Annotated in this window: 27 protein-coding genes; 16 read left to right on the top strand and 11 right to left on the bottom strand. The window is 62.3% G+C overall.

From position 1 onward, the window contains the following. Positions 1 to 26: 26 nt before the first annotated feature. The 3 genes from AArc1_RS14175 to AArc1_RS18765 all read right to left on the bottom strand — a co-directional run bounded on the left by AArc1_RS14175 (position 27) and on the right by AArc1_RS18765 (position 5115). Entirely contained in the window at positions 27 to 2537 is a 2511-nt protein-coding gene (locus AArc1_RS14175) for a BGTF surface domain-containing protein (protein ID WP_228442334.1), read from the bottom strand. A 1711-nt stretch (positions 2538 to 4248) separates the two neighbouring features. Continuing rightward, positions 4249 to 4881 carry a hypothetical protein gene (locus AArc1_RS14170; RefSeq protein ID WP_117364984.1) on the bottom strand — a complete coding sequence of 211 codons (633 nt, stop codon included), beginning with the start codon at positions 4879 to 4881 and terminating at the stop codon, positions 4249 to 4251. 90 nt (positions 4882 to 4971) lie between these two features. Next, positions 4972 to 5115, bottom strand: a complete 144-nt coding sequence (locus AArc1_RS18765; protein ID WP_154670856.1) for a hypothetical protein — start codon at positions 5113 to 5115, stop codon at positions 4972 to 4974. A gap of 314 nt (positions 5116 to 5429) precedes the next feature. On the opposite strand from AArc1_RS18765, the gene AArc1_RS14165 reads away from it, so the two are divergent. From AArc1_RS14165 to AArc1_RS14155, 4 genes are all read left to right on the top strand, one after another. Further along, entirely contained in the window at positions 5430 to 5780 is a 351-nt protein-coding gene (locus tag AArc1_RS14165; RefSeq protein WP_117364983.1) for an ArsR family transcriptional regulator, read from the top strand. A gap of 299 nt (positions 5781 to 6079) precedes the next feature. Beyond that, positions 6080 to 6406, top strand: a complete 327-nt coding sequence (locus tag AArc1_RS14160) for a HalOD1 output domain-containing protein (RefSeq protein WP_133412358.1) — start codon at positions 6080 to 6082, stop codon at positions 6404 to 6406. Between the two features lie 82 nt (positions 6407 to 6488). After that, on the top strand, positions 6489 to 6629 hold the full coding sequence (locus tag AArc1_RS18760) for a hypothetical protein (protein WP_154670855.1): 141 nt from the start codon (positions 6489 to 6491) through the stop codon (positions 6627 to 6629). A 63-nt stretch (positions 6630 to 6692) separates the two neighbouring features. Next, positions 6693 to 7769, top strand: a complete 1077-nt coding sequence (locus tag AArc1_RS14155; RefSeq protein ID WP_117364981.1) for a Cdc6/Cdc18 family protein — start codon at positions 6693 to 6695, stop codon at positions 7767 to 7769. Between the two features lie 9 nt (positions 7770 to 7778). On the opposite strand, the gene AArc1_RS14150 is transcribed toward AArc1_RS14155, so the two are convergent. Next, complete coding sequence (locus AArc1_RS14150; RefSeq protein ID WP_117364980.1) at positions 7779 to 8018, bottom strand: AbrB/MazE/SpoVT family DNA-binding domain-containing protein; 240 nt, start codon at positions 8016 to 8018, stop codon at positions 7779 to 7781. A gap of 100 nt (positions 8019 to 8118) precedes the next feature. Between AArc1_RS14150 and AArc1_RS14145 the strand changes: the two genes are divergently transcribed. The 10 genes from AArc1_RS14145 to AArc1_RS19120 all read left to right on the top strand — a co-directional run bounded on the left by AArc1_RS14145 (position 8119) and on the right by AArc1_RS19120 (position 12903). Continuing rightward, on the top strand, positions 8119 to 8313 hold the full coding sequence (locus tag AArc1_RS14145) for an AbrB/MazE/SpoVT family DNA-binding domain-containing protein (protein ID WP_117364979.1): 195 nt from the start codon (positions 8119 to 8121) through the stop codon (positions 8311 to 8313). 279 nt (positions 8314 to 8592) lie between these two features. Further along, positions 8593 to 8955, top strand: a complete 363-nt coding sequence (locus AArc1_RS14140; protein WP_117364978.1) for a hypothetical protein — start codon at positions 8593 to 8595, stop codon at positions 8953 to 8955. Next, positions 8952 to 9221 (top strand): hypothetical protein, encoded by a 270-nt coding sequence (locus AArc1_RS14135; RefSeq protein ID WP_117364977.1) that lies wholly within the window; start codon positions 8952 to 8954, stop codon positions 9219 to 9221. The genes AArc1_RS14140 and AArc1_RS14135 overlap by 4 nt, the downstream gene beginning before the upstream one ends. Beyond that, positions 9221 to 9502, top strand: a complete 282-nt coding sequence (locus AArc1_RS14130; RefSeq protein ID WP_228442332.1) for a hypothetical protein — start codon at positions 9221 to 9223, stop codon at positions 9500 to 9502. Before AArc1_RS14135 ends, AArc1_RS14130 begins: the two co-directional genes overlap by 1 nt. Next, a complete protein-coding gene (locus AArc1_RS14125) occupies positions 9499 to 10242 on the top strand; it encodes a hypothetical protein (protein ID WP_117364976.1) in 744 nt (247 codons plus the stop codon). Before AArc1_RS14130 ends, AArc1_RS14125 begins: the two co-directional genes overlap by 4 nt. After that, positions 10239 to 10382 (top strand): hypothetical protein, encoded by a 144-nt coding sequence (locus tag AArc1_RS18755; RefSeq protein WP_154670854.1) that lies wholly within the window; start codon positions 10239 to 10241, stop codon positions 10380 to 10382. Before AArc1_RS14125 ends, AArc1_RS18755 begins: the two co-directional genes overlap by 4 nt. Beyond that, a complete protein-coding gene (locus AArc1_RS19125; protein WP_117364975.1) occupies positions 10375 to 11490 on the top strand; it encodes a hypothetical protein in 1116 nt (371 codons plus the stop codon). The genes AArc1_RS18755 and AArc1_RS19125 overlap by 8 nt, the downstream gene beginning before the upstream one ends. After that, on the top strand, positions 11490 to 12428 hold the full coding sequence (locus tag AArc1_RS14115; RefSeq protein ID WP_186336607.1) for an ICP22 family protein: 939 nt from the start codon (positions 11490 to 11492) through the stop codon (positions 12426 to 12428). The genes AArc1_RS19125 and AArc1_RS14115 overlap by 1 nt, the downstream gene beginning before the upstream one ends. Beyond that, positions 12425 to 12745 (top strand): hypothetical protein, encoded by a 321-nt coding sequence (locus AArc1_RS14110; protein ID WP_117364974.1) that lies wholly within the window; start codon positions 12425 to 12427, stop codon positions 12743 to 12745. The genes AArc1_RS14115 and AArc1_RS14110 overlap by 4 nt, the downstream gene beginning before the upstream one ends. Next, positions 12742 to 12903 carry a hypothetical protein gene (locus AArc1_RS19120; protein WP_186336606.1) on the top strand — a complete coding sequence of 54 codons (162 nt, stop codon included), beginning with the start codon at positions 12742 to 12744 and terminating at the stop codon, positions 12901 to 12903. The genes AArc1_RS14110 and AArc1_RS19120 overlap by 4 nt, the downstream gene beginning before the upstream one ends. A 20-nt stretch (positions 12904 to 12923) precedes the next feature. Here AArc1_RS19120 and AArc1_RS14105 read toward each other — a convergent pair whose 3' ends face one another. Beyond that, positions 12924 to 14138: a site-specific integrase gene (locus AArc1_RS14105; RefSeq protein WP_117365908.1), complete on the bottom strand. Its 1215-nt coding sequence runs from the start codon at positions 14136 to 14138 to the stop codon at positions 12924 to 12926. Between the two features lie 689 nt (positions 14139 to 14827). Here AArc1_RS14105 and AArc1_RS14100 point away from each other — a divergent pair. Next, positions 14828 to 15601, top strand: coding sequence for a CatB-related O-acetyltransferase (locus tag AArc1_RS14100; protein WP_117364973.1), 774 nt, complete (start codon positions 14828 to 14830; stop codon positions 15599 to 15601). A 51-nt stretch (positions 15602 to 15652) separates the two neighbouring features. On the opposite strand, the gene AArc1_RS14095 is transcribed toward AArc1_RS14100, so the two are convergent. From AArc1_RS14095 to AArc1_RS14085, 3 genes are read right to left on the bottom strand one after another with little or no spacing between them, the layout of a single operon-like run. Next, positions 15653 to 16357: an energy-coupling factor transporter transmembrane component T family protein gene (locus AArc1_RS14095; protein WP_117364972.1), complete on the bottom strand. Its 705-nt coding sequence runs from the start codon at positions 16355 to 16357 to the stop codon at positions 15653 to 15655. Between the two features lie 8 nt (positions 16358 to 16365). Then, complete coding sequence (locus tag AArc1_RS14090) at positions 16366 to 17088, bottom strand: energy-coupling factor ABC transporter ATP-binding protein (protein WP_117364971.1); 723 nt, start codon at positions 17086 to 17088, stop codon at positions 16366 to 16368. Positions 17089 to 17107: 19 nt separating this feature from the next. Further along, positions 17108 to 17695, bottom strand: coding sequence for a biotin transporter BioY (locus AArc1_RS14085; RefSeq protein ID WP_117365907.1), 588 nt, complete (start codon positions 17693 to 17695; stop codon positions 17108 to 17110). Between the two features lie 641 nt (positions 17696 to 18336). Between AArc1_RS14085 and AArc1_RS14080 the strand changes: the two genes are divergently transcribed. After that, positions 18337 to 22932, top strand: coding sequence for a DUF7282 domain-containing protein (locus tag AArc1_RS14080; RefSeq protein WP_228442331.1), 4596 nt, complete (start codon positions 18337 to 18339; stop codon positions 22930 to 22932). Between the two features lie 120 nt (positions 22933 to 23052). On the opposite strand, the gene AArc1_RS14075 is transcribed toward AArc1_RS14080, so the two are convergent. The 3 genes from AArc1_RS14075 to AArc1_RS14065 all read right to left on the bottom strand — a co-directional run bounded on the left by AArc1_RS14075 (position 23053) and on the right by AArc1_RS14065 (position 24613). Beyond that, on the bottom strand, positions 23053 to 23343 hold the full coding sequence (locus tag AArc1_RS14075) for a DUF7545 family protein (protein ID WP_117364970.1): 291 nt from the start codon (positions 23341 to 23343) through the stop codon (positions 23053 to 23055). 208 nt (positions 23344 to 23551) lie between these two features. Beyond that, positions 23552 to 24016, bottom strand: coding sequence for a DUF5799 family protein (locus AArc1_RS14070; RefSeq protein ID WP_117364969.1), 465 nt, complete (start codon positions 24014 to 24016; stop codon positions 23552 to 23554). Positions 24017 to 24112: 96 nt separating this feature from the next. Then, a complete protein-coding gene (locus AArc1_RS14065) occupies positions 24113 to 24613 on the bottom strand; it encodes a gamma carbonic anhydrase family protein (protein WP_117364968.1) in 501 nt (166 codons plus the stop codon). Position 24614 lies beyond the last annotated feature (1 nt).

Below are 24614 nucleotides of genomic sequence, written 5' to 3'. Positions count from 1 at the left end.
CGGTTAGTTAGCTGCTGATCGCGGCCTTAGTTCTGGCGGCGGAGTGCCAGCATGCCGGCGGCGATCAGTGCGAAGAGTGCAACGGCGATGCCGAAGCCGGGGACACCGTCGTCCTCAACTTCTTCAACGTCGTCATCCTCTTCTTCCTCAGGCTCTTCCTCAGGCTCTTCCTCAGGCTCCTCCTCAGGCTCCTCCTCAGGCTCCTCCTCAGGCTCTTCCTCAGGCTCCTCCTCAGGCTCTTCCTCAGGCTCCTCCTCAGGCTCTTCAACTGCTTCGACGAAGATACCGTCAGCGTCGTCAACGGAGCTGCCGCCGATGCGGAAGTCGAGTTCAGCTTCGTCGTCGACATCACGGTCGTCGAAGTCGAAGCTCTCGGACTCCCATGCACCGTCGGAGTCGATCTCAGCGTCCTCGGTGTTGAGGAAGCTTGGCGTGTCGCCAGCGTTGCTGATGCGGAGGTCAGCGTCCGATCCAGGTGCGACGTTCGTCTCACCCGTGATGACCGACTCATCACTGTTCTCGATCTGGACGTGGTCGTCCTCATCAAGGTTGTCGAAGTGGACTTCAGGCTCGACAATCTCGAACGTGGTGCTCACAGACTGGTCAGAGTCTGCCTGGAAGTATGGGTAGGCGTCGTCGACGTCGCCATCGTTCCAGTCAGCTGCGTTGAAACCTTCCGTGCCAAATTCGTAGCGGTCGTCGTCGTCGGTCTCGTATTCGAGCTCGACGTCGAAGGTGTCGCCGTCGTCGATACTGCGGTCGAAGACGCCGTCGCCTTCGCTGGTGTCAACGACAACGTAGAGTGCGCCGTTCTCGTTGTCAGGCAGCACGAAGATGTCGCCTTCGTCGTCGTTGTCGAGGTTGAGCGAGTTAGCGTCCTGGTTGCCCGTAGCATCGTCAGCCTCGACTTCGAAGTTAATGCCTTCGTACTCGTCGGTGACAACGCTGTCGAGCGTGTCAGCACTGGTTCCGTCTTCGAGGATATCGAAGTCGTAGTCGCCGGATGCGATGAGGGCACCGAACATGCCGGTTGCCTCGGCTTCGATGATCAGACGGTCGTCTTCGGCAACGTCAGTGCGCTCGGTGACTTCGTCGAGGAGGTCCTCGAGTTCGTCATCTTCGTCCGCACTGTCTTCAGGTGCAACGTGCGTGGTGATCTCGCCGAGCTCAGGCTCGAGCAGGTCGAGCGTTGCGGCGTCAAGCTCGTCTTCGAGGTCAAGCTCGTCGTCACCGTCTGCGATGAAGTGTCCTTCACCGTCAACAGCGAGCTGGTAATCCGTAGACTGGATCGGTCGGACGAGCTCGGAGATCTCGAGGTCGTCGCGGAACTCGTTCAGCGTGTACGTAGTTCCATCCTCGCCAGCGACGTATTCATCGCCGTCATCTTCGAGGATGAGGCCCTCGAATTCGTTGTCAAGGTGCTGGAACTCCATGTCAGCGTCTTCCTGTCCAAGGCTGACAACTTCGTCATCCTCGGAGTAGAAGACGTCTTCGGAGTCAGCGTTCGTGCCAACGAGTCGGGTGTTGACGTGGAAGCTGACTTCGTCATCCTCGCCACCATCGTCTTCGATGTAGAGGACGTCGAAGTAACCAGCGTCTTCGTCACCGAAGCTCATGTAGGCGTCGTCGGTGTCCTCGAGTCCGACGGTGATCTCAACGATGTCACCAGCGGACTGCGTGTAGACACCTTCGCTGAAGTCAGCGTCGATGTCGGACTCGGTCACTTCGATCGAGTCAGACGCTGCGGCTTCGGTATCAGTGGATTCAGCGTCGAAGTCGTAGTCACCTTCGTCGATGCCATCGAACTCAACATCTGCTTCGGTGTCACCGGCTTCGTAGAGGACGATCTGTTCGTCGTAATCGTCCTCAGCTTCGGAGTACGCGAATGGGACGAAGTCGAATACGTCGCCGTACTCGTCAACGTCCGAGATGCCGTACTCGTCTTCGATGGTGTCGCCATCGAACGCGTCGACAGGCGTGTCGAAGAGATCGTCGTGGACGTGGACATCGGTGTCCTGGCTGTCGTCAATCGTGACGTACTGGCGGACGTCTTCCTCAGTCAGGGCATCAGCGAGGCTTTCGTTACCCTCGGTGAAGATCTGGACCAGTTCGTCGTCGTCAAGGTCACCATCTGCGCTGACGTTCAGCGAGTAGGTGCCACGGTTGGAGTCAATCTCGAGTTCGGTGTCCGAGTCAGGACCGGCGTCGGTCACTTCATCGTCATCGAAGTCGAAGTCAAGATCCTGAATGCGGACCTCGAAAGCGTCATCGGTCGAGGTAGCACTCGGGCTTGGGAGTCCAGGTCCGTCGAGGAAGTAGTCTTCGCCGGATTCGAGATCGTCAGTTTCGATTTCGATCTCATCGCCATCGACAGTGTACTCTTCGACGAACGAGCTGGATTCGACAGTACCGGAGTCGGTGTCGTCGATCACGCGCAGGTCGTAGTCGTCGCCATCGCTGAAGTCGCCCTCGAAGGCGTCGTCAGCGGTTGCGATGACATCCTGTCCCTGGTATGGGTTATCTGGGTTGTAGTCCACGAAGTCCTCATCTTCGGCTTCCTCTTGGACTTCGATCGCATCGTCGATCGTTACCGATTGATGGAGATTGGAGGTGCCCTCGCTCTCAGTAGTGAGGTCGTAGGTGCCTCGGTCGAACTGTTCAGATTCCAGCTGAAGTTCGACGGTGTCGTCAAAGTCGGAAGCGACGTCGAACGTCAGACTGTCATCGTCGAAGTCAGCATCGGCCTCAATCTCGTGATCGTTACTTTCGGAGTCGCCCGTGTTGATAACGTCTATGTCAACATCAAGCGTGTCACCCTCCTCAATGGTGTTAGCAAAGGATATCTCGTCGATGGCGACGCCAAGCGTCGTGAAGTCAGTGTTTTGGACTTGGAAGTTGTCCGCACTGGCAGCGTACTGGTCGTCCTCGGCATCAAGCACAGCGTGAACAACGAGGTCGTCGCCTACGTTGAATTCACCGTCTGTACTCATATCGAGTCCGGTAACTGTATCTTCACCAGACCCACCAGCACTTTCCGTACCTTCAACGTAGTTACCGTCTTCGTCCACAATGTAGACACTAACATCGTTCACATCACCGCTTCCGAACGAGTCGTCGTATTCGACGTCGACCTCAACACCAGACAGGTCATTGTCAGTGTAGTCGAGCTGGTCGTCGTCAATGGAGACGGAGTCAGCACCGACGATGTGGAAGGTGTCACTTTCCTCATCAGGATCGTCAGCAACGTATTCAACGTCTACGGCAGGCGAACCGTCAGACGTGTCAAGGTCAACATCGATATCGATGTCGGCTGTCTGTGTACTGGCTTCTTCTTCGATTCCGACCTCGAACTCGTCATCAGAGACACTGACGATGCTTGCATCGTGGGCGTTGCCTTCAGTGACCGTGGCATCGTCGATAACTGTACCATCAAGCCCTTCTGCAGTGATGGTGACATTACCTTCTTCTCCGTCACCAACCTCAACGTCATCAAGGGTTATTCCATGGCTTCGTACAGGGGTATCACCCTGGTCGATACTTATGTCCTCATCAACATCAAGCGAATTGATGTCGTCAACTTGTGTCGCCGCCGCCGCGCCCGCAAACGCTGCGGACATGGCGACAACGGAGACGATCATAATCACGGAAAGGAACAGCGCACGTCCCTTTTCACGATATGATGTATTATCGTTCATTTATGTTGTATGTTGTCGTGTTTCGATTTCGCAATTAGTTAGCGCGCGATCCGTCATCTTTGGAGGCGACCTTCTGCAACCGGCCGACTTCATCTTCGAGTACCGACCCGGCCGCCCGAGTAGGGGTATTGGATAGTACACGCAACTGGACATAAATGCTTTCTGGGTTATTATATCCAGAGTAAAATGAAGTAACTAACCTGTTACCAGTCCGTAGCGTTCTGCTACTCCTGAAATTCAGATTTTCTGACCGGTGGGGTGCTGAGAAGTGGTGTCATACACCGTGAGACGTCGAAAATCGGGCGTGTAATCACCCAACAGATCGCGACCGGAACCGGCCAGTCACCAATACATTCTTACTCGAGAAGCGTGTACTTCCGTGTGGGTGCATGCACAGATGTGCCATGACGCCCACTCGCTCGGATTAGGGGCCGAGCGAGCCGCGAGTCGTCTCGAGGGGGCGAACGGCCGCCCGGATAGAACTGTTCTCACCCTTCGGCGACATTTTCCGTGTGCCTACCCCCGATCGAGCGCCAGCGCTGCTCGCCGAGTGTTACCCCTCTCGTTTTTCGACCGCGGGCCACTCACCGAACGTTGTGGGGATACAGTCGAACCGCCCGCTGATGCGGAAATACTCGAGCAGCCACCGAACGGAGCCCTCGACTGCCGGGTGATCGCGGAGATCGTAATGTCGAATCGGGCTTTCAAACTCGGCATACAGTTCCTCGGTCGAGATCGAGGCGTCGACGCGAACCGAGGTTTCTTCGGAGGTGGAGTACCGCCGCATGGGCTGGGTCTCGAAACGCTCGCGTTCGATCACCCACTCGATGCCGTCGGGGCGACGCTCGTAGATAATCGTCCGATACTTCCGAAGCTCGCGCTCGCCCAGGAAGTGTAACACCCAGTCGTACGCCTCGCGCGGGAGTGACGTCGATAGCGCGTCGGGATTCGAGAAGTCGATCGCCTCGAGTTGCTCGCGATTTTCCTCGACGAACACTTTCGCAGCTCGTCGGTCATCGCCCGCAAGGTAGTAGACCGTCGTCCAGGAGCCACTGTACTCGGCTGGGACGTCACTCGAGCGCGTGATTCGCAGCGTCCGGAGCTCGAAGCGTTCCTCGGGAGCCAACAGCCCGCGATTGACGTTCGTCCGTGGGCGTTCTGAGAGTTGTTCATACAGCTTTGTCATCTACTACGCTGTGTCTGAACAGCCTCGGAGTATGAAGGTGGGTGGTCGGACGTGGGTGGCCCGAGTCACGACCTCGGCGGTTGTGGTCGGTTAGGAACTTCCCTGGTGGAGCTCAACGCGGCCGCTATCAGCCTCACCGAGGACGTGCAGGTCACCGTCGAGTCGGTAGCCAACTACGAGTTCAACATCTGAATCCGGTCCTGCCTCGAGCAAGATGTCTGGAGTACCACGCATCGGTCGAACTATCCCCATTAACGATAATTAATCCACAGGGTTTAGACCGCACTCGATCTGTTTGATAGCACGGTCTCCGGCGTCGTCAGTCCTCGAGCATCGCGTCACGAGCCTCACGCACGCGCTCGAGTTGTTCGTGTGAGCCGCCGTGATCTGGGTGGGCCTTCTTGATCGCCTCCTGGAAGGCGACCGTGACGACGCGATCGGGCCGTAACTGTACCGCCGCTAGCGAACAGATCGTACTTTCCGACGTTTGTGGCCATCAAAGATATGTAGTAACTCCAACCTAAACTCGGCCGGGGGATTACCACACAATGAAGCTTCGATACGAGACTGATTTTCTCATCCTCGAGGGGCTTGAGGAACACGGTCGAAATGTTGCCACGAACCTCTCGCACCACATCGATAGAACGCGTAAGAACATCAACGTCAGACTGCCAGTGCTCCAAGATTACGGGCTGGTCAATAAAATCGGCCCTGTAGAACATAGTGGCCTTTACGAGATCAACGACTACGGACGAACAGCACTGCACTACCAAGATCAGTACGAAGAAGTCGACGACTTCGAGGCACTGCTCGAGAACGCAATGAAACCATCCGCAGCGGAAACCAGCCGGTCGTCGAGTGACGGCACACAGGAGATGGCCGCCGGAGACGACGACTGACGGACCCACTCGAGCACCGACGCATTTCTAATGGATGGTCTCGCGGCCACAAACTTGACAATAGAGTCTAATGACGTTTCACTTGGCGAGATTGTCCACTATCGTTGCCATCGGTTTGATAACCGGACTCTCGTCTCGATGGGGGGTGAACATCATCGAACGGGACATCACCGATCGCCATCTCGGTGATTTCGTTCTCCGCGTGAATTATGTTGATAGCCCAGCCAGTTTACTTCAGTTTAAACTGAATTGCACTCGTGGCCAGTAAATTCATTATATAGAGATTCTGAAGAGTTAGCATGGCAACGGGAAGCCTTGAGCTCCACCGCCGATGCACACCAGTTGTGGATACGGAATACGACGACAAGACCGACGCTCCGGTAGTGATGATCGCCGAGGCTCTTGCGGATGTCACTGGAAAGGAGATCGCAGAGCTCCCACCACTCCACGACTACATTGATTGTGGAGCTCTCAATCAACTGTTCGAGGCCAGCGAGAAACTCACCGGGGACGTGGTCCTGAGTTTTACAGTCGAGCAGTGGAACGTGTTCGTCCGATCCGATGGGATAGTTCGGATCTGCGACGGAACCGACCTCAACGAGCCCGAGCCAGTCTTTGAAGACTAGATCGCCTAGCCACAAGAGTCGATTCGCGCGATACGTCAGTGCCATTCACGTCCGTCGCGATCGCGTAGCTCGAGGGAGTGAAATGGCCGCCGTCGAGATCGAAGATGAGTTCGGCGTGCTTGTGCACACTGTGGACGACCTCGACGACGCCAAGGCAACACTGTACCTGACGGTTCTTCAACGGCAGGGTTGGGTTCAACGTTGCCAACGTCGGGAAGTGTGATCGGCACCTGTTTCGAAACGGTGCCCGTCACCGCTTTTAGGTCAGTCATCGACACTGTCGGTAATGATTAAAAATCGCTGGGTGTTCGAAGACAAGTACGAAACCCAGATCCTCCATCGACACGACGAGCTCCAATCACTCTCTCGGTCGTTAGGCCGCACTGAACACGGCCTTTCGGCAAACGACGTTCTGATCCACGGCCCCTCCGGCGTCGGGAAGACAGCGTCGGCTCGCTACATGCTTCGCAATCTCCGCCAGCAGTGGGGCCTCGAGTGGTCGCTCATCGAGTGTTCGGACCAGACGTGTAACGGCATCCTGCATGAAGCCATCACTCGCCATCGAAACCGAACGGTCGTTCACCGCAACCAGCCACGGGCCGATCTCCTCGAGGCGCTGGACGACGTCGTCTCTGGCCCCTACGTGTTGATGCTCGACGAAGCCGACGTCATCCCTGATTTGGGCGTGCTTCGGGATCTCTACTCGATCGACGGTATCTCGGTGATCGCGATCACCCACTCCGATACCGAGTGGCTCTCGCGCGTCGACCGCAACATCCAGCCACGGTTTCACGGTGACTCGCAGGTCCCGTTCCAGAAATATCACGTCGACGAGCTCGTTGACATCCTCGAGCCGCGCGTCGAACACGGCCTGATCGGGCAGCCGATCGACGTCGCCCAACTCGAGTGGATCGCCGACGAGACCGGCGGGGTCGCCCGCTGGGCGATCAAGTCGGTGCTGGCCGCTGCGAAGATCGCCGACGAGCGCCACCACGACACCATCCTCGACAAAGACATCGAAGACTCGTTCGATCGTGCGATGCAGATGATCCGCAAAGACAATCTTCGGAGTTTGCCGGTCCCCTACCTTCGACTGTACGAACTCGTGCGCGCGATCGGGCCAGTCGACGGAAGCGAAATGCGTGCGGCGTACGACGAACACCAGGAGATGATCTTCGAAGGGCGCGACCGCGATCCCGTGACCTGGCGACGGGCGTGGGACTATCTCGCGAAAATGGCTGACTATGACCTGCTCGAGATGCCCGGTGAGACGAACTCGAAAGTGTACGAGGTCATCGATCCGGAGTTAGAAGCGCCTGTGGACTTTGAGATAGACAGAGCCGTCGTCGGCGATTGTCGGTAAGTCAAATTTTCATTCGCCGCTGGCCCCTTCTTCTGCGGAACGGATGCGAATTACGTCTTCATTCTTGTCAGCGACGATTTCAACTTGTTGACCCTCGCACAGTCCGATTGACTGGTAAACCTCTTCGGGGATCGTAAGCACAGTGCTATTGCCAGAGGATCGCAGTTTCCGTTCTGCAGTCACCGTACCTTGTTCCCAGTCGATTTCAACGCTGTTCCCCATATCCAGGGATTTCTGAGCGAGTGCCATAGGTCTTACTCGAATAAGACGAGAATGTATACACAGAAAAAGCTATCGCCAGTCTGCACTCATAGGAAGATTTTAGTGAGACAGAGAATAAGACATGTGTATGTCGGTCGATGTCGATCCGAATGAAAACAAAACACGCGCCGAGCGAAGCATCCGGAAATCGGGCAACAGCTTCGTTGTCTCGATTCCGCCGGAGATCCTGCAGTCTGCAGGAATGTCGGAAGGTGACAGAGCAACACTCGAGGCCGACATCGGTGGGGAGACGATCCAAATCCACCGTAACACCGACGCATAGCTAACCAATCAACAGCAGTGAGCCGGGTGTCTCTAGCACCCGACCGAGGACTGAACGCATGGTCACGAACGCAACACGCGGATATTGTTACGCTGGCGGTACGGCAGCCTTTGGAGCTGCTAACCAGCGATTACTCCGACTGACCTGTTTCGAAACGACGCGGGTTAGTTTAGTAGGTGTTCGTGACCTACATCAGAACCAACTACTCGCGGGCACCACCGGAGCGCGCCCAACCTTCCAAAGCAGTCGCGCTCCGGCTGTCCGCGGGCCAGATCCAACATGTCTGAGAAAGACCCAGCCGGGCGTGAGAACGCCCGGCAAAGTGATAGGAGTATCGCATTTGAGACGAGTGCAGCCGACTGCACCACCGCAAGCGACGACGCCGAGATTCCGATCCTCGAGCGCCCCCAGGTGTCCGTCGAGGACGCCGCCCGAGTGCTTGCCGACCTGAAAGACAGCCGCCCGACCGATCGCGAGCTCGCGGTCGTCCGTGCGTTTGACGCGGCCGAACGGAAGACGCTACGACCACGCCGACTGCCAGGCTACTACACGACTGGCGGGCAGCAATTTGCCGTCGAAGGCCGAACCACTGGCGAGTGGCTCGTCACCAACCACGCGATCTCGGTGGGTGATGTGCGATGACGGCCTCGAAGTACGCCACCATCGCCGAGGACGAGAGTGGCGGACTCCACCTCTTCCGTGGGAAAGAGAGTGCCGAGTTCTCCTACGCGAAGTTCACCGACACCGACGATGACGCGACGCTGATGGAACGCATCACCTACGAGCGCCGCGCGTTGATCCACCTCCCCGAACCGATGAGTTCCGAGGAGTTCAAGGAGTTCGTCGAAGGCCGGAAGATCGCCGACGTCGTCGGTGAGTGTGTCGGCTTTAGCGGGGGTGAGCAGTGATGGATCTCACCTGCCGCGACCGCATCACCGTCGAAAAAGACGGTGAGCGAGTCGATGTGTACAACCACGCCAGCATCAGCCAACACCACTACGTCAACAGCGTCAACGGGTACGAAACGTTCGAGCCGTCGATTGCGAAAGGCGACATGGGCGACGGGCCGAAGCCCGAGGCTGTGACGCCGCGGCTTGCGACGCTTTTGTACGACGAGTTCCGGGTAGAGGTCGAACAACAGGGAATCGACGTGATCGATCCCGAGTCTGACGAGGTCGATGTGCTATGATCGCCGGCCAACTCGGATTCCTCTCTGAGCCCGCTTCCGAACCCCTCGAGAACTACCACGACCAGACCGGTCGCGCGGTCCACGTCGAGGAGACCCAGACCTACCTGGACGACGAGCTGATCATCCAGTCGGGGATGGTCGCCGGAGACGTCCCCAAACAGACCGAGCGAGTCCTTCTCGACGGCCACGAGATCGACACCGAGACGCGAACGGTCAGCCGCCGCGTCGCCAGCAAGTTCGTCGCCGACGTCAGCGGCGAGGGGTGGGTGCTCGCCGAGCGCACCCACTCGAGCGACCTCGAGCACGAACCCGACTGGCCGTTCAACGAGTTCTCGAAAGTCACCGGGCCGGAGATCTCACCCGTCCGCCTCAAGCCGTGGGAGTTCGTCCGCACCCAGCGCGATGAAGGCCGGACGTTCACGGTCGAGATGTCGACGAACGAGTCGAACCTCGATGACGTCTCGATCGAGTGGGGCCACGGTGCGCTCAAAGCCACCGCGGTCAACGCCGACGTCGGCGTTGCACTGACGACGTTCTGGAACGACGTGCACATCCGGCTGGTGATCTACGCCAGTGGCTACCTCGCGATCTGGGAACCCGCCGAGATGAAACCCGAGCTGCTCGGGCGGTTCATCAACGAAGAGATCGTCCCGATCGCGACGTTCGACCCAGCTGCCGAACCCGAAGAGAAACAGGGCGTCGAACAGTCCACGCTCGGCGACAGTGGGGTGGATGCATGAGCGTCCGCTACCAGAGCGTCGGGACGATCGACCGCGCCGCCGCGTCGTCGATCCGCGTCGGTGACCAGCAGATCCTCGTCGACACGGGTGAGGACGAACTGCACATCGCCGAGCCCGCCGGAGGTGAGGATGATGAGTAACGGCTGTGGGTTCTGTGGACAGCAAGGCCACAACGTCGATCACTGCCCGGAGCGCCTCGAGGCGTACCACGGCCGACCCGCCGACCAGGACCTCGATCTGTGGGTGCTCGGTGCCGACGGCGACGTCTGGCACGCCGCCGGAAGCTTCAACGGGCACGAACACGCCTGCCTCTGTGGCACCGACGTCGAGACACCGCTCGAGTGGAGTACCGAAGACCTCCGCTGGGCACCCGATCGCTACGCCGACGTTCCCGTCTGTCGCGAGTGCGTGGCCACGCTCGAAGGCACGCGTGCAGAGACGGTCCCCGACGACGTCGCGTTCCAGACCGCTCGAGAGATCGTGACCGACGGCGGCGAGGAAGTAGACCGGTTTACCGATCTCCCAGTCCCCGATCGATTCTTCCTGCAGATCAGTTCTGCCGAGATCGACTACCGCGTCGAAGACTGGGAGCGCGACGAGATCCGGTTTTCGGCCCAGAACGTCCCCGGTGGAAAGTTCGGCTTCGAGATCGCCGCGGCATACAGCTACGCTGGCTACGACTGCAAGCAACACTTTTTACTCGACGTCGAGGGTGCTGTTGCGCTTCGGAAAGCACTCGGTGAGGCGCTCGAGGCCAGGGGCTACGATCCCGAGACCGGTGAACGAGAGATCGTGACCGACGGTGGTCAGTGTGTGGACGATACCGAAGCCGAGGCTGAGGCACTCGTTGAGCTATTCAACGAGGCTGCCGCAGACCACTCGCCGGATCTAGAGTGGTTCGCGATGGGACTGGTCCACGAGTCGATGGAGAAATGTTTCGTCCTCGAGGCCCAGGAGTACATCGATCCTGACGGCCTGGACGCGCTAAGAGACGCCGGTCGGACTGTGCGGTACATCGAAGCCTACCAGAAACCACCGAAGGACGAGGTGTACTGCCAGATCGAGATCCCAGTCCACGGAGATCGTGGCCGTACACTACACACGGATACCGACGACGAAGACGTTCAAACCGACGGCGGCCTCGAGGAAATCTTCCGCCGCGAGACCATCGTCGCGACTGACGACGGGATCGCCGTCGGTGACGCTGCCGTCCCACGTTCTCGCACGCGCGAGGGGGGTGACAACTGATGACGGTCAATGCCGACTCGCTGCGCCACCTCGCGGCCGTTGTCGACGAACTCCAGGAGACGCCAATCGACGTCGACGGCGCACGCGTTCTCAACGCGACCGACGACGAACTCCGGGCACAGGTCGCGCTGACGATCCCGATGGACGCCACCCTCGAGATCGGCGAGGTCGGCCCCGCCGAAGACAGTTCGGACGGCGTCAACGAAATCGAAGAGGACGAAAAAGCCGACCGAGAAGACAACCCCGAAGTCCTCGATCACACGTCGACCGAGGATCTTCAGTACGCCTACGACGAGGCCGATGGTCGGATCTCCGAGGCCGCTGAACACTTCGAGGTTAGCTACTCGGCAGTGTTCAAGCGGATGAAAGACCACGGCGTCCATACGCCGAACAGCACAGCCGAACGCGACACCGCCACCGAGGACGACACCACCGAGTCTTTGTCAGAGGCACGCACCGTCGACCTCGAGGCGGACGTCGCGGACGACGCGCCAGAAACCGATGCTGGCGACGACGTCCAGGACGAACCCGAGACCGAGATCGAAGCCGAGTCGATCACCGTCGACGCGATCGACGACGGCGTCACCTGTGATGGGTGTGGAGAGCACTTCGATAGCCGGGAAGCGCTGCAGGGCCATGGCCCGAAGGCGTGTTCCGGCGGCGACGGTCCGGACGTCGAACTCCCCGATGGCGTTACGCCCGATGATGTCCGTGCTGTGGTTGCCGAGTGCGAAACGCTCGGCGACGTCGGCCAGGAGATCGGCGTCACCCGCGGTCGCGCTCGAACAATCACCGTTGCACTCGGGTGTTACGGCGACGTTCGTGACGTGCCGTCTCGCGACCGCGCCTCGCTGACGCCACTACAGACGGTCGGCCTCGGCGTGATCGCCGTCCTCACGTTCTGGGTTTTGCTCGCGTTCTACGGGGTGATCCTATGAGCGCCGCGACGAGCGGCCCGGAGGTCAAGCCCACGCCCAGCTACGAGGAACTCCACGTCGACGAGCACTTCTACGACCGGTGGGCCGAGCGCTCGCCACGGTCGCAGCTGAACCCGTCGATTGCGTGGCTCGAGTCGATCCCCGTCGACTATCCGAGCGCCACGCCGCCAGCCGACCGAACGCGATACCACGAGGTGACGCAGCTGCTCTTACTCGCAACTCCAGAGGGACGGCTAGTCACCTGCATCCGACTCGAGGACCGCCCGGACGACGAACAGCGCTACATCCGCGACCAGATCGAGGTGACCGACCGATGAGCCAGAGTACGACACCACCAGCTGACGACGACCGCGACCCGTGGGAACGCCTTGCCGAATACGAAGACACGCTCGAGATGCTCATCGAAGAAGGCGTCCCGATGGCCCAGGACGCCGAAGTCCTGCTCGAAGAGCTCGAAGACCGGGGGTTGCGATGATTGCTATCGCACAGAGCGGTTTATCGGTCGAGCAACGAGGCGCGAACCTCGGGGTCGTCGATGGCGTCATCGACCATCTCGAGGACCTCTCGAGCCTTCTCGGGCGGGAGTTCAGCCAGCGATTTGGACTCACGCTCGTCCGCCTCGTCGAGTTCGGACGCCGCCTGCGGGTTCATCGCCTGACCGCACCAGACACAGAGCGGTTCCTTTCGGGGTGTCTCTCGAGCGCATCGCGGGCACTCGAGCGGTGCGATCGGGTCGGGTTCGTCGTCGGTGACGTCGACGCCGTGGATCTTCGCGAGCTCGCGATCGCTCTCTTCGGCGAACACCGAGATGTAACGCGCGGCGACGCGCGAGCCACGCACCCAGCCGTGGTGCTCTTCGATGTGGGCCTGGTTGAGGTTCCTCGAGGCGAGAAAGGCAGCGCTGGATTTGCGGAAGTTCGTCAACGTGACGGGCTTGGTGACGCCAGCGCGTTTGGCGACCTCGTCGAACACCTTCGAGACCATGCGGTCGGAGATCGGCTCCGCCTTCGTGATCTTACTCCACAGCGGGGCGTTGGGCGCGTGTCGGTCGGGATGGGCGTCGAGCCAGCGGTTGACCCACGGCACCGACGGGATCAGCATGACCGTCCGACGGCCCTGTTTGCCCTCGACGGTGACCTGCAGGCCGTGTTTGTGGTCCTGGACGTCGTCGACGGTGAGGTCTTTGAACTCCCCACCGCGGAGGCCGGCGTCGAACTGCAGCGCGATCATCGCGGCGTCGCGAGCGTTGTAACACTCCTCGAGCATCGGCTCGATATGGTCGTCCCATCGGAGCATGTTTCGCGGGTCGGGCGTGGGATCGTAGTTGTTCGAGGTTCCGCTTGGGACCCACTCGATCGACTCGGGTGGCTCTTCGCCGTCGGTGACGCGCTTTGCGAAGACACGCAGTGCAGAGCGGTAGTCCCGGTTGGTCTCTTCGTTGCTGTAGGTGCGGTTGATCCAGCTGACGATCGTTTCGGCTGCGCCGCGGTCTTCGAGGGCATCGGCGAGCGTGCCGTCCTCGAGGGACTCGGCGATGATCGTACAGTGTCGGAGGAGCTTCTCGTGGCGGTAGTCGGAGTATTGCTGAGCGAGGAGATCGAGTCGGTCGCTGAACTCGAGGAGGACGTCACGATCCCGATCGCCGATCTCGTCACCGTCCTGGATTCGGTCGCGGAGCGAGTCGATTCGCTTGCGTGGTGTCGACGCCATGAAGAGGTCGATGATGTCGGCTATCATAAAGGTGTGGCTTTGAACCTCTGGTTCGCGGCCCTCCACCGGCTTACTTTTGTCGCACGGTTACTCGTGGGCTGTAACAACTGCAACGATGTGTACACTGATCGCCGATCCGTCTGGCGAGCAGGTGCGCACTGACGTGCAGTGGCTAGTATAGCGAGTATCGGCAGTACGCCCGAACTGACCGCCCGGTCGGAAACCAAACTCGAGTCACCGCTGAGCCCTATCGATCCCCGAGATCAAAACCATTAATAGCAATCACCATTAACTATCAAGTGCCCATCCAGGCGAGTTCGTCTGGAGGCACCCCAACCGCTTGTCACTCCATCCCCCACCCAATGACATCCCGCGGTTGGGAGCTGCCGACACGAGGGTTCCCCCACCCTCGCAACCGGCTCCCCCTTCTGACCGATCGTCGGCGACGCGAGCGACGGTGATCGAGTGCTGTCGAGACGAGAATGTCGGAACGAGGTTTCGAGATACCTCCTCGAGAAATCGGACCCTACAGCCACAGTCGGCCGTTCACGGGTGCGTCGAAGGCGAACTCGAGAGGTGGTAGCGACGCCTGAACGGAGTATGCTGATGTTTCGATCGATACGGGTCGCTGAGTGTCCGCCGGTGGTCAATGAACTATTTGTGTCGAGGGAGCGGTTCGTGAGATACGCGTGACGCTTGCCACTGTCCTGGATCGAACGCTGTCGGTGCTGGGCTATCCCCGGCCGACGCACGGACTGGTCAATCGATTCAGGGACGAGACGAGACTCGAGGTCGATCCAACGGCCCGGATCGCGACGGGCTGTCTACTTCGCGGGCAGGTCGACCTCGCGTCGCGGGCGCGACTGAGCCGTGGCTGTATCCTCAACGGAGACGTCTCCGTCGGTCGGGGAACGAACCTCGAGCCGGAGTGTGAACTCGTCGGCGACGTCGACCTCGGGCGATACTGTGCGATCGCCAGGGAAACCGTCTTCCAGGAGACGAACCACGAGATGGCCCAGCCATCGCTGCAGATTCGGCTCTACGATCGGGTGCTCGATAGCGACCTCCATCCGGCCTCGAAGGGGCCGATCACGGTCGGTAGCGACGTCTGGATCGGGGCACGTGCGACGATCCTCTCGGGGGTCGAGATCGGCCACGGTGCGGTGATCGGAGCCGGCGCGATCGTCACCGATGACGTCGAGCCGTACGCGGTCGTCGCGGGCATCCCTGCCGAGCGGGTCAAGTGGCGGTTCCCTGAATCGGTCCGAGAGAAGCTCCTCGAACTCGAGTGGTGGGAGTGGGACGAGCGAACGATCCGGGCCAATCGTGACTTCTTCGAGCGAGAGCTCGTCGGCCCAGAAGACGTGCCCTCGGTCGACGAACGCCGACCGACAGAGTCGAGCCGGGAGTCGGGGCGGGCACGGGCTGCTGATTCGTCTCGGGTGTCCGGTTATTTCGGGTAGTGGGCTGTGTTGCAGCGATCGCGAGCGACGTCGTGCAGCGTCGACAGTGGGTTAGACCAGTGCCGAGAGCGCCAGCACGATGGCCAGCGTGAGTGCCGGGATATCGAGTCTGGAAAGGGACAGCGACGGGAGCGTCGGATTCCAGGCAAAACACCGAGCCCGGAGCGCAAGCGAGAGCCGATCCGCACGATCGAACGCCCGCCTGAGTCCGAGCTGCCCGATCGTCGTGGTACGCTCGAGCGGGCCACGTTCGGTGCCGAGTCGGGCTGCGATCGCCTCGCGGATCGTTCGGAGGTCGGCCTGGAGAACGGGTAAGAAGCGGATGACGAGCGCAACGCCGATGCCGAGCACCTGTCCGGGCTTGCCGGGGATCGTTCGCTGGATCGCGGCACGTGAGGCTCTGACCGGCGTCGACCGGATGTACGCCGCGCTGACGAGCAGGATGAGGAGGACGCGGTAGCTCGCCTGTGCGGAGGCCAGGCCGTCCTCGAGGGCGACCCACGGTGGGCCAAACGTGACCGCAGCGACGATCGGCGCGATGGCGAGCAAGACGAGCGCGAAGCGGTAGGCATACAGCGTTCGTAGCGGGTGTACGCGAGCGACGGCGAGGATGGCACCGGTCAGAACGGTGAGTGTAGCCAGCGCTCGCGGACTCGTGTGAGCGAGTGCGGTCGCCGCGAACCCGATCTGGATCGCGAGCTTCGAGCGTGGATCGAGTCGGTGGGCGAGCGTCTCGTCCGGTTCGTAGGTAAGCATCGGTCTGGCTACTCCGTCGGTGTCGACTGCCGATCGGGTACGCGAACTGCGAGGGCAGGGAGTCCCTCGAGCGCCCCTGTTGACGGCTCATCGAGGACGACCCGTCCGTCGGCCATCGCGATCACACGGTCGGCGAGCCCCAGGACGTCCCGGAGGTCGTGGGTCGCAAGAACGACACCGGTCCCCTCGGCAGCGAGTGACTCGAGTCGCGAGAGGACCGATCGACGGGCGGGCTCGTCGAGTCCAGTAAAGGGTTCATCGAGCACGAGGTGTGAGGGGGCCATCGCGAGAGCGCCGGCGATGGCGACCCGAGCCTGCTCGCCGCCGGAGAGCTGGTCGATCCGGTCGGCTTCGCGGCCGGCTAAGTTCACCGCCTCAAGTGCGTGCTCGACGCGACGGTCGATCTCGGTTCGGTCGAGGCCGAGGTTCTCGGGGCCGAACGCGATGTCCTCGCCGATCGTCGCGGCGACGAACTGATCGCGGGGGTGTTGAAACACCATGCCCACGCTCGAGCGTGCGCCGATCAGGTCGTCCTCGACGGGCGTTCCGTCGACGAGGACCGTTCCATCGTCGGGCGTCAACAGGCCGTTGCAGTGGCGCAGCAGGGTCGTCTTGCCGCTGCCGTTGGCGCCGGCGAGGAGGACGAACTCGCCGTCGTCGATCGTAAGCGAGAGCTCCGAGAGGACGGGGACGCCGTCGAACGCGTGCGAGACAGAGCGAAACTCGATCATCGGTGGATCAGGGTGGCGCTCACGAGCGGAGCGGGCTGACGACGCCGCGTTTTACGATCGCGATCGCGGCGGCCATTTTGAGCAGTTCGCCGGGGATGAACGGCAGGGCGCCGACGGTGATGGCCTCCCAGACCTCGAGTTCGAGCAGCCAGGCCATGTACGCGGTCCCCATCCCGTAGATGAGTATCGTCGCGGCCACCAGGACGCCGACGAGAAACGGGGTTGAGACGTCAGCCGGATCGCGCAGGTCGGTCCCGCCGTGGACGAGTAGTCCGACCAGTGCCGCGGCGATGGGATACGACCAGAGGTAGCCACCAGTCTCGCCAACGAGCACCCCGAGGCCGCCGACCATCCCGGAGAACACCGGGAGGCCGATGGCACCGGCTGTGAGGTAGAGCAGGATGGAGATACCCCCCCAGACCGGCCCGAGCAACAGGCCGGCGAGGAAGACGAAGAGTACCTGAAGTGTAATCGGGGCCGGGGACAGCGGCAGTGGGATCGCCACCGGTGCGACGGCCCCGAGCAGGGCCGCGAGTAACGCGGCTCGAGCGAACTGGCCGACGACGGCGTCGTCGACGAGTTCGGCCGAGGATCGTTCGGTTTCCATACCGTCGCCTCTCTCGTAAACCGGGATGAAAACTTCGGTTTCCGAGATCGGATCGGCTGCATTCGAAGTGAGGTCACTCTCTTCGATCTGTGGGACCTTCCGTCGGGCTGAGAGCTTTTGTCCTCGGCGTGTCGACCGTCGATCTGGTGGCGGTTGCTCGAGCACCCGGTCGCAGACAGTCCATCGAGCGTGACTCCGAGGACGGCGCTCATCGATCGGCGGTGTAACCCCGCTACAACCGGTGATTTCTTTCTCACTCGAGCGGAGATTGGCTCTCGTGGGGGCTTCCAGGTGATCGCTCGGAATCCATCGACCGAGGCCCCTCGAACGACACATCGCCCGGATCGTTCCGGGTAATCACTGCTTGTATCGGTGGGCTAGCTGAAACGACCGGCGCCCTTATGCTTCGATTCCGCCGCCTGTCGCGAAACGATGCGACAGCGGAGTGTGCGGTATGGGCGGGGGCGGAATCGCTGCTGGTTGAGCACTGGTCGAATCGCGACTGCGTCGGGCGACGGCGTCGCCTCGAGTGGGCGGCCACCACGGACACGGGCTGACGAGCGAGCCATCGGGTCCGGTCGAATGCGGCCTAGCGGCCAGAGCCGAAGCGACGGCCGGATCGGGCTGGACGGAGGTGTCCGATGAAGCCCGGAACGCTCGTGGTCGTGACCGTCGCGCTTGCGCTCGTCGCAAGCGGTATCGCGTTGCCGCTTCTCGGTGGCGGGTTCGATGGACTCACCGGAGACGAATCCGAACCGGGCGACGACCGGGAGACCGGGTTCGAGGAAGCGATCGAGAACGACGGTTCCGGGTCAGCGACCGACGATGGCGAGGGAATCGACGGCGAGGTGATCGACATCGATGGATCCGACCTCGAGTTGGTTTCGATGGCGGCTCCGTCCGAGCAGTCACCGCTCGAAGACGGCGAACAGTCGTCCCCCGGGAACGATTCGGACGCAGCGACCGACGGCGGCGTCACCTACACGACGCTCGCCCAGGAGACTGAAGACGACGCCGACGCCGTCGAAGCGGGCGTCGAGGCCGCGATCGAACTGGTTCAGGCCCAGGGCGTCGAGGTGAGCCAGGAACAGGAGACCGCGGCGCTCGAGGGGGCCAGCGCGTCTGCTGCCCAGCACCAGGAGGCGTCGGCCGAGCAGGTCCAGGCTGCGACGACGGGGAGCGTCTCCGGCGCCCTGTTGCAAGAACAGCGCGTCGATGGCGAACAGATCCAGTACGCCGTCGGCGGTGCGACCGACGGGGCGCTCTCGCAGTACCAGACGGCGAACGCAACACAGTTGCAACACGCCGCCTGGGGGGCGACCCACGGTGCCATCGCCCAGGAACAGCGCGTGACCGTCGAACAGCTCCAGGTCGCCGCGGCTGGCGGGGCCGCAGGCGCTGCGACCGAGGCTGGCGAACAGGGAGTCGACCACAAGCCGACGATCCAGGAGGCTGCCCAGGGTGCTGCTTACGGCGTCCTCGAGCAGTACCAGACGATCACGGCCGAACAGCGCCAGCAGATCACCCTCGAGCACGTCCAGCACGCTGCAGCGGGGGCCGCCGCGGGCGCGGTCGAGGGATCGACCGAAGCCGCCCTGACGCAGGACCAGCGGATCGAGGTCGAACAGGGTCAGATGGTCGACTTCAAACAGGTTCAGAAGGCCGCGAAAGGGGCCGCAAAGGGCGCACTCGAGCAGCGCCAGGACGTGACAGTCGAGCAAACCCAGTCGGCAGCCTGGGGGGCGAGTGCAGGAGCACTGAAACAGGTGCAGTCGGTCGACGTCGAGCAGGTCCAGCGCGCCTCGATCGGTCAGCTCCAGGAAGCGGCCCACGGCGCGGCACACGGGGCGATCAGTCAGAGTCAGGAGGCGACCGTCGAGCAGATCCAGGCCGCGGCTGACGGCGCAGCACACGGCGCGCTCGTCCAGCATCAGGCAGTTTCGATCACGCAGGTCCAGTACGCGGCGACGGGAGCCGCCAAAGGGGCGCTCGAGACGGCCGTTCAGGAACAGATCGTCGAGGTCGAACAGATCCAGGCCGCCGCGTGGGGCGCGAGCGAAGGAACGGTGACACAGACGCAGCTCGTCGACGTCACGCAGGTCCAGCAGCTCGCGAGAGGCGGCGCGGGCGGCGCGTTGCTCCAGCACCAGGAAGCGACGGTCGAACAGCTCCAGTTCGCGGCCAAAAGCGCCTGCGAGGAGACCGCCAGGGTCGTCCAGGACCAGCGGATCAGCGTCACGCAACTCCAGATCCTGGCCGGCGAGACGGCCGCGGACGCGACCGCCTACGCCGTCGCCGAAGGGATCACCGACGAACTCGAGATCGTCCAGTACGTCGAAGTAGAGGTCGTCCAGAACCTCGAGGAGATCGACGAACTCGAGGGGACGGCCTCGATCTCTATCTCGGATCAGGAGAGCGACGGCGAGACGGTCGTCGTCGATCAGGTCGACCTCTCTGAAGGTGGCTTCGTGGCGATCTACGGCGGCGTCGCCGCGGACGTCGATCCCGACGCCCTCCTGGGTGCATCGGGCTACCTCGAGCCGGGCGAGCATGAGGACCTCGAGATCGAACTCGACGAACCGCTCGAGGAGAGCGGCCCGATCGTCGCCGCGGCCCACCACGACACGACCGGCGACGAGACGTTCCAGTACGCTGAGACCGACGGAACGGAGGACGAGCCGTACGTCACCGAGGGCGGCGCACCGGTCGTCGACGGCGCGTTCGTCACGGTCGACGACCCCGAGCCGGAGCCCGAGGCCACCCTCTCCGTGGCCGACCAGGAGGGCGATGGCGAGACGCTCCTGATCGACGAGGCCAACGCGAGCGTCGACTCCCTGATCAGCGCCGAGTACGACGGCGAACGCGTCGACAGCGAGGTGTTCGACGCCGACGAGTCCGTCGAGGCGTTCGATCTCACACTCGAGCCAGCACTCGAGGACGACGCGACGGTCGACGTCTCGGTTCGCGACGCCGAGACCGACGACGAACTGGCGAGCGAGACGATCGCGTACACGTTCGAGGAGGTGCCACCAGACCCCTCCGAACCGGAGGCCAGCCTCTCCGTGGCCGACCAGGACGGTGACGGCGAACTGCTCTTCGTCGACGAGGCGAGCGCGTCGGTCGACTCCCTCCTGACCGTCACCGACGCCGACGGCGAGCGAATCGGCGAAAACGGCCCGTACACCGGAAACGAAACGATCTCGAGCGTTCCCGTCCCGCTCGATCCGGCGCTCGAGGGCGACGCAACGCTCGAGGTGGCCGTTGTCGACGCGGCCGACGACGAGGTCCTCGAGAGCGAGTCGATCGAGTACACGCTCGAGGAAGAACCGCCGGAGCCACCCGAACCCGAGGCGACGCTCGAGGTCTCGGACCAGGCGGGTGACGGCGAGTCGGTCGTCGTCGACGAGGCGAGTGCGACGGTTCCGTACGCGCTCGCTGTCACCGACGAGGCTGGCGAACAACTGGGACTGAGTATTCCGTTCACGGCCGACGAGACCGTCGAGAACGAGTCGATCGGGCTCGACCCGGCGCTCGAGGACGACGGCCCGCTCGAGGTGAGCGTCGTCTCGCTCGACGGCCTGGACGACCCCGGCGAGGCCGACGAAATCGACGGCGACGAACCGGTGCTCGCGAGCGAGACGCTCGAGTACACGATCGATCCGACGCCACCCGCCTACGACGTCGAGTTCGTCACCTGCCAGCAGGCGGAGATCACCGGCGAGTTCGAGGACGGCGACTCGGTGATCGTCGCCACCGGGTTCTACGAATCCGGCGGCTTCGGCAACACCCTGGGCGAGTACGGCCTCACGGTCGGTGCGGACGTCGACGCGCCGCTCGAGGGGACGATCTCGTTCGAGATCGGCGAGGACTTCACGATAACGGAGACCGACGAGGGCGCGACCGTCGAGGTCCCACCGGGTGACTTCGGCGCGGCGATCACTGGCATCGCCTCGCCTGAAGCGATCCCCGGTGAGATCGATCACCCGAACCCCGACGCGAGCGACTGTATCGCCGAGGTCCGACCCGAACTGCCCGAGATCACCGTCCTCGAGACTGAACCCGGCGAAGACGCCATCGACGTCACCTTCGGGTACGAGAACCCCAACGACGCCGCGCTGTTCGTCGGCAGCGAGTTCGTCGAGGGCACCACCGCAGACGACCCGATTGAGGAACTCGAGGCTGGCACAGGCGAGTTCACCGCCGAGTGGACGCCAGAAACGGACGACGAACGACTCGTCTGGGCGGTCGATATGAGCTTCTACGAGTACGACGAGGTGCTGACCGCCGAGACGCCGCCGGCCGGTGAGATCGACCCACCCGAGCCCGACGAGGGCGAGTTCGCCGTCTCGATCGTCGACGTCACCGATCCAGTGACGCAGGGTGACCCACTTGAGGTCGACGCCGAACTCGAGAACGTCGGCGAGGAGGCGGCGACACAGAACGTCACGCTCGCGGTCGACGACGACGAACGCGACGTGATCGAGGTGTCACTCGAGCCCGGCGACACCGAGTCCGTCACCCTGACTGGCGAGACCGACGACCTCGAGCCCGGCGAGTACCCCATCTCGGTCTCGAGCGAGGACGAGACGGCCGAGGGCACCGTCACGATCGAGCCCGTAGACGAAGCGGGCGAGTTCGTGATCGTCGACCTTTCGGGCCCCTCGAGCGGCGTGGCAGGCGAAGGCGTGACCGTCGCCGCGACGATCACGAACGCCGGCGACGGCCCGGACGAGCAAACGGTGACCTACAGCGTCGACGACGAGGTGCTCGACGAAGAGACGGTCGAACTCGATTCCGGCGGCTTCACGACGGTGACGTTCTCGTCGACGCTGTCGGCGGGTGAGTCGACCCACACCGTTTCGACCGACGATGACGAGGCCTCGCTGACCATCGAGGGCCTCGAGGTCCCCGGTACGGACGAAGTCCCAGCGGATGAAGTTCCCGGGGACGACGTCGAAGACGAGGACGATCCCGATGAGCCGGACGACACCGAACCGGACGAGGAGGTTCCACCGCCAGACGACGACGCGACGGACGCCGACGATCCGGACATCGACGATGAGCCACCCGAGGACGAGGATGACGGCGCTGACGACGAAGCCGGCTTCGACGAGCCGACCGACGACCCTGACGACGAGGATGCCGAGTCGGCCGTCGCCGGAACCGGCGGAGACTCACTCGAGTCCGGCAGCGAGTCTGGTGTAACTACCGGAACCGTGTTTGCGGTCGCAGGGTGACCCTACTCCGGTGGTTTTCGTGTCCGCTTGCGCTGTCTTTCCGGCCGGTACAGCCGTGGCTTTTCGAGCTCGGCGGCAGTGAGAAGTGAGCGGGCAACTCGGTGTCGGTCGGCGGACAGCTCAGTGCTGGTGGCCGGTCGCTTCGCCGAAGGTGACGCCGAATCGCTCTTCGAAGAGGTCCATGATGTGCTGTTCCTGGGCCTCGAGCTCTTCGTCGGCGTCGTGGCCGTGGTGGACGATATGGTGGGCGCGGCTGGCAAAGGAGAGCAAGACCACGTCACCGACCGTCTCAGCAGACGACTGATCGCCTTCCGCGACGAGGTCGAGCAGGCCCGCAGGAACCTCGACTTCGTCAGTCGTGTCGTCGTCGGCGTCGATCGTGAGGGTTACAGTTGCTACGTCGTCAGACATATCCCAACCCTGGGGAGGCGTACCTAAAGATGCTGTGGCTTGCACCGGCTCGGCTAACGGCTACGCCGCCACACCGTGGTGGTGTCTTGCTCACGCTCGTTCGTGCCCGTGACTGACGATTTGGCAGGCCGGTGAGCCAACGGAACCGACGCTCGCCGCGGCTGAATCCGCGTCGAATTCGGAGCCGGACCGGTGTCAAGTCAGTCCGTTAGTCCCGAGTGGCAGCAGCCTCCCGCACCGTGTCCCACTTGCCTTGGGCCTCGAGGTGGGCCTGTAACTCCTCGGCGTACTCCTGGGTGAGCCGTTCGGCGGCCTCGAGTTGGTCGTCGTGAGCATCCCCACCGTCGCCGAAGCCGAGTGCGCCCTTGATCGAGTCGACGAGGCCGCCAGAGGAGCTACCGTTCGAGCCTTGAGCGCCTCCGGGGCCGCCCATCGCGCCCATCCCGGCCTGGACGTTCTCGAGTTCGGGGATGATCTGGTCGACCTTCTCCGTGTTGGCGACGATCCGCGCTCGATCGGGGTCGTCGGGGTGGTCGATCTCGAACTCCGTCGCGGTCATGATGAGGCTCCACTGCTGGTTCGAAAACTCGGAGTTCGCGATTCGCGAAGCGAACTCCTGGTCGACGGTCATTCGGTCGCCGACGATCCGGTCGGTCCACGGCGAGTCGCTCATGGCACCCCCTTGGATCGGTTGTCGTATCAGGGTTTCCCTCGCTGGAACGGGCGTTGTGACGCCACTGGCGGCGGTGGCTCGCCAGTGGTAATCGGCTCACTCGAGCCGACGCGACGTCTCGGCGTAGCGCCTCGAGAGTTCGACGTACCGGTCGGCCGTCGTCTCGAGTCGAGGATCGTCGACTTCGGTCTTGGGTTCGGCGGGAGCGCCAGCGACGAGGGTCTTCGGCGGGACGTCGGTCCCTTCGGTGACGACGCTGCCGGCGGCGACGACGGCGCCATCACCGACACGAGCACCGTCGAGGACGACCGCATTCATCCCGACCAGCGCGCGTTCACCGACGGTGGCGTCGTGGACGATGGCGCTGTGGCCGACCGTCGAATACGGCTCGAGGACGGCCGACTCGTGACAGACGGCGTTGTCCTGGACGTTCGCACCCTCGCCGACGGTGATCGTGCCGTGGTCACCGCGGAGGGTCACGTTCGGCCAGACACTGGCGTCGGCCTCGACGATCACGTCGCCGATGACGACCGCGGCCTCGTCGACGTAAGCCGAGTCGGCGATCTGTGGTTCTCGTCCGTCGAACGATCTGAGCATA

This window comes from Natrarchaeobaculum sulfurireducens, from assembly GCF_003430825.1.
Taxonomy (GTDB): domain Archaea; phylum Halobacteriota; class Halobacteria; order Halobacteriales; family Natrialbaceae; genus Natrarchaeobaculum; species Natrarchaeobaculum sulfurireducens.
The sequence above is the reverse complement of the archived record's forward strand: the minus strand, read 5'-3'. Positions and strand labels throughout refer to the sequence as shown.

Coding starts and splice junctions, on each gene's coding strand:
- AArc1_RS14070 (WP_117364969.1), bottom strand. CDS start 24,016: ATGAGCGACTCGCCGTGGACCGACCGGATCGTCGGCGACCGAATGACC.
- AArc1_RS14115 (WP_186336607.1), top strand. CDS start 11,490: ATGACGGTCAATGCCGACTCGCTGCGCCACCTCGCGGCCGTTGTCGAC.
- AArc1_RS14125 (WP_117364976.1), top strand. CDS start 9,499: ATGATCGCCGGCCAACTCGGATTCCTCTCTGAGCCCGCTTCCGAACCC.
- AArc1_RS14105 (WP_117365908.1), bottom strand. CDS start 14,138: ATGGCGTCGACACCACGCAAGCGAATCGACTCGCTCCGCGACCGAATC.
- AArc1_RS19120 (WP_186336606.1), top strand. CDS start 12,742: ATGAGCCAGAGTACGACACCACCAGCTGACGACGACCGCGACCCGTGG.
- AArc1_RS14090 (WP_117364971.1), bottom strand. CDS start 17,088: ATGATCGAGTTTCGCTCTGTCTCGCACGCGTTCGACGGCGTCCCCGTC.
- AArc1_RS14160 (WP_133412358.1), top strand. CDS start 6,080: ATGGCAACGGGAAGCCTTGAGCTCCACCGCCGATGCACACCAGTTGTG.
- AArc1_RS14165 (WP_117364983.1), top strand. CDS start 5,430: ATGAAGCTTCGATACGAGACTGATTTTCTCATCCTCGAGGGGCTTGAG.
- AArc1_RS14140 (WP_117364978.1), top strand. CDS start 8,593: ATGTCTGAGAAAGACCCAGCCGGGCGTGAGAACGCCCGGCAAAGTGAT.
- AArc1_RS18765 (WP_154670856.1), bottom strand. CDS start 5,115: ATGCGTGGTACTCCAGACATCTTGCTCGAGGCAGGACCGGATTCAGAT.
- AArc1_RS14155 (WP_117364981.1), top strand. CDS start 6,693: ATGATTAAAAATCGCTGGGTGTTCGAAGACAAGTACGAAACCCAGATC.
- AArc1_RS14145 (WP_117364979.1), top strand. CDS start 8,119: ATGTCGGTCGATGTCGATCCGAATGAAAACAAAACACGCGCCGAGCGA.
- AArc1_RS14170 (WP_117364984.1), bottom strand. CDS start 4,881: ATGACAAAGCTGTATGAACAACTCTCAGAACGCCCACGGACGAACGTC.
- AArc1_RS19125 (WP_117364975.1), top strand. CDS start 10,375: ATGAGTAACGGCTGTGGGTTCTGTGGACAGCAAGGCCACAACGTCGAT.
- AArc1_RS14135 (WP_117364977.1), top strand. CDS start 8,952: ATGACGGCCTCGAAGTACGCCACCATCGCCGAGGACGAGAGTGGCGGA.
- AArc1_RS18755 (WP_154670854.1), top strand. CDS start 10,239: ATGAGCGTCCGCTACCAGAGCGTCGGGACGATCGACCGCGCCGCCGCG.
- AArc1_RS14095 (WP_117364972.1), bottom strand. CDS start 16,357: ATGCTTACCTACGAACCGGACGAGACGCTCGCCCACCGACTCGATCCA.
- AArc1_RS18760 (WP_154670855.1), top strand. CDS start 6,489: ATGGCCGCCGTCGAGATCGAAGATGAGTTCGGCGTGCTTGTGCACACT.
- AArc1_RS14080 (WP_228442331.1), top strand. CDS start 18,337: ATGAAGCCCGGAACGCTCGTGGTCGTGACCGTCGCGCTTGCGCTCGTC.
- AArc1_RS14065 (WP_117364968.1), bottom strand. CDS start 24,613: ATGCTCAGATCGTTCGACGGACGAGAACCACAGATCGCCGACTCGGCT.
- AArc1_RS14150 (WP_117364980.1), bottom strand. CDS start 8,018: ATGGCACTCGCTCAGAAATCCCTGGATATGGGGAACAGCGTTGAAATC.
- AArc1_RS14085 (WP_117365907.1), bottom strand. CDS start 17,695: ATGGAAACCGAACGATCCTCGGCCGAACTCGTCGACGACGCCGTCGTC.
- AArc1_RS14110 (WP_117364974.1), top strand. CDS start 12,425: ATGAGCGCCGCGACGAGCGGCCCGGAGGTCAAGCCCACGCCCAGCTAC.
- AArc1_RS14130 (WP_228442332.1), top strand. CDS start 9,221: ATGGATCTCACCTGCCGCGACCGCATCACCGTCGAAAAAGACGGTGAG.
- AArc1_RS14075 (WP_117364970.1), bottom strand. CDS start 23,343: ATGTCTGACGACGTAGCAACTGTAACCCTCACGATCGACGCCGACGAC.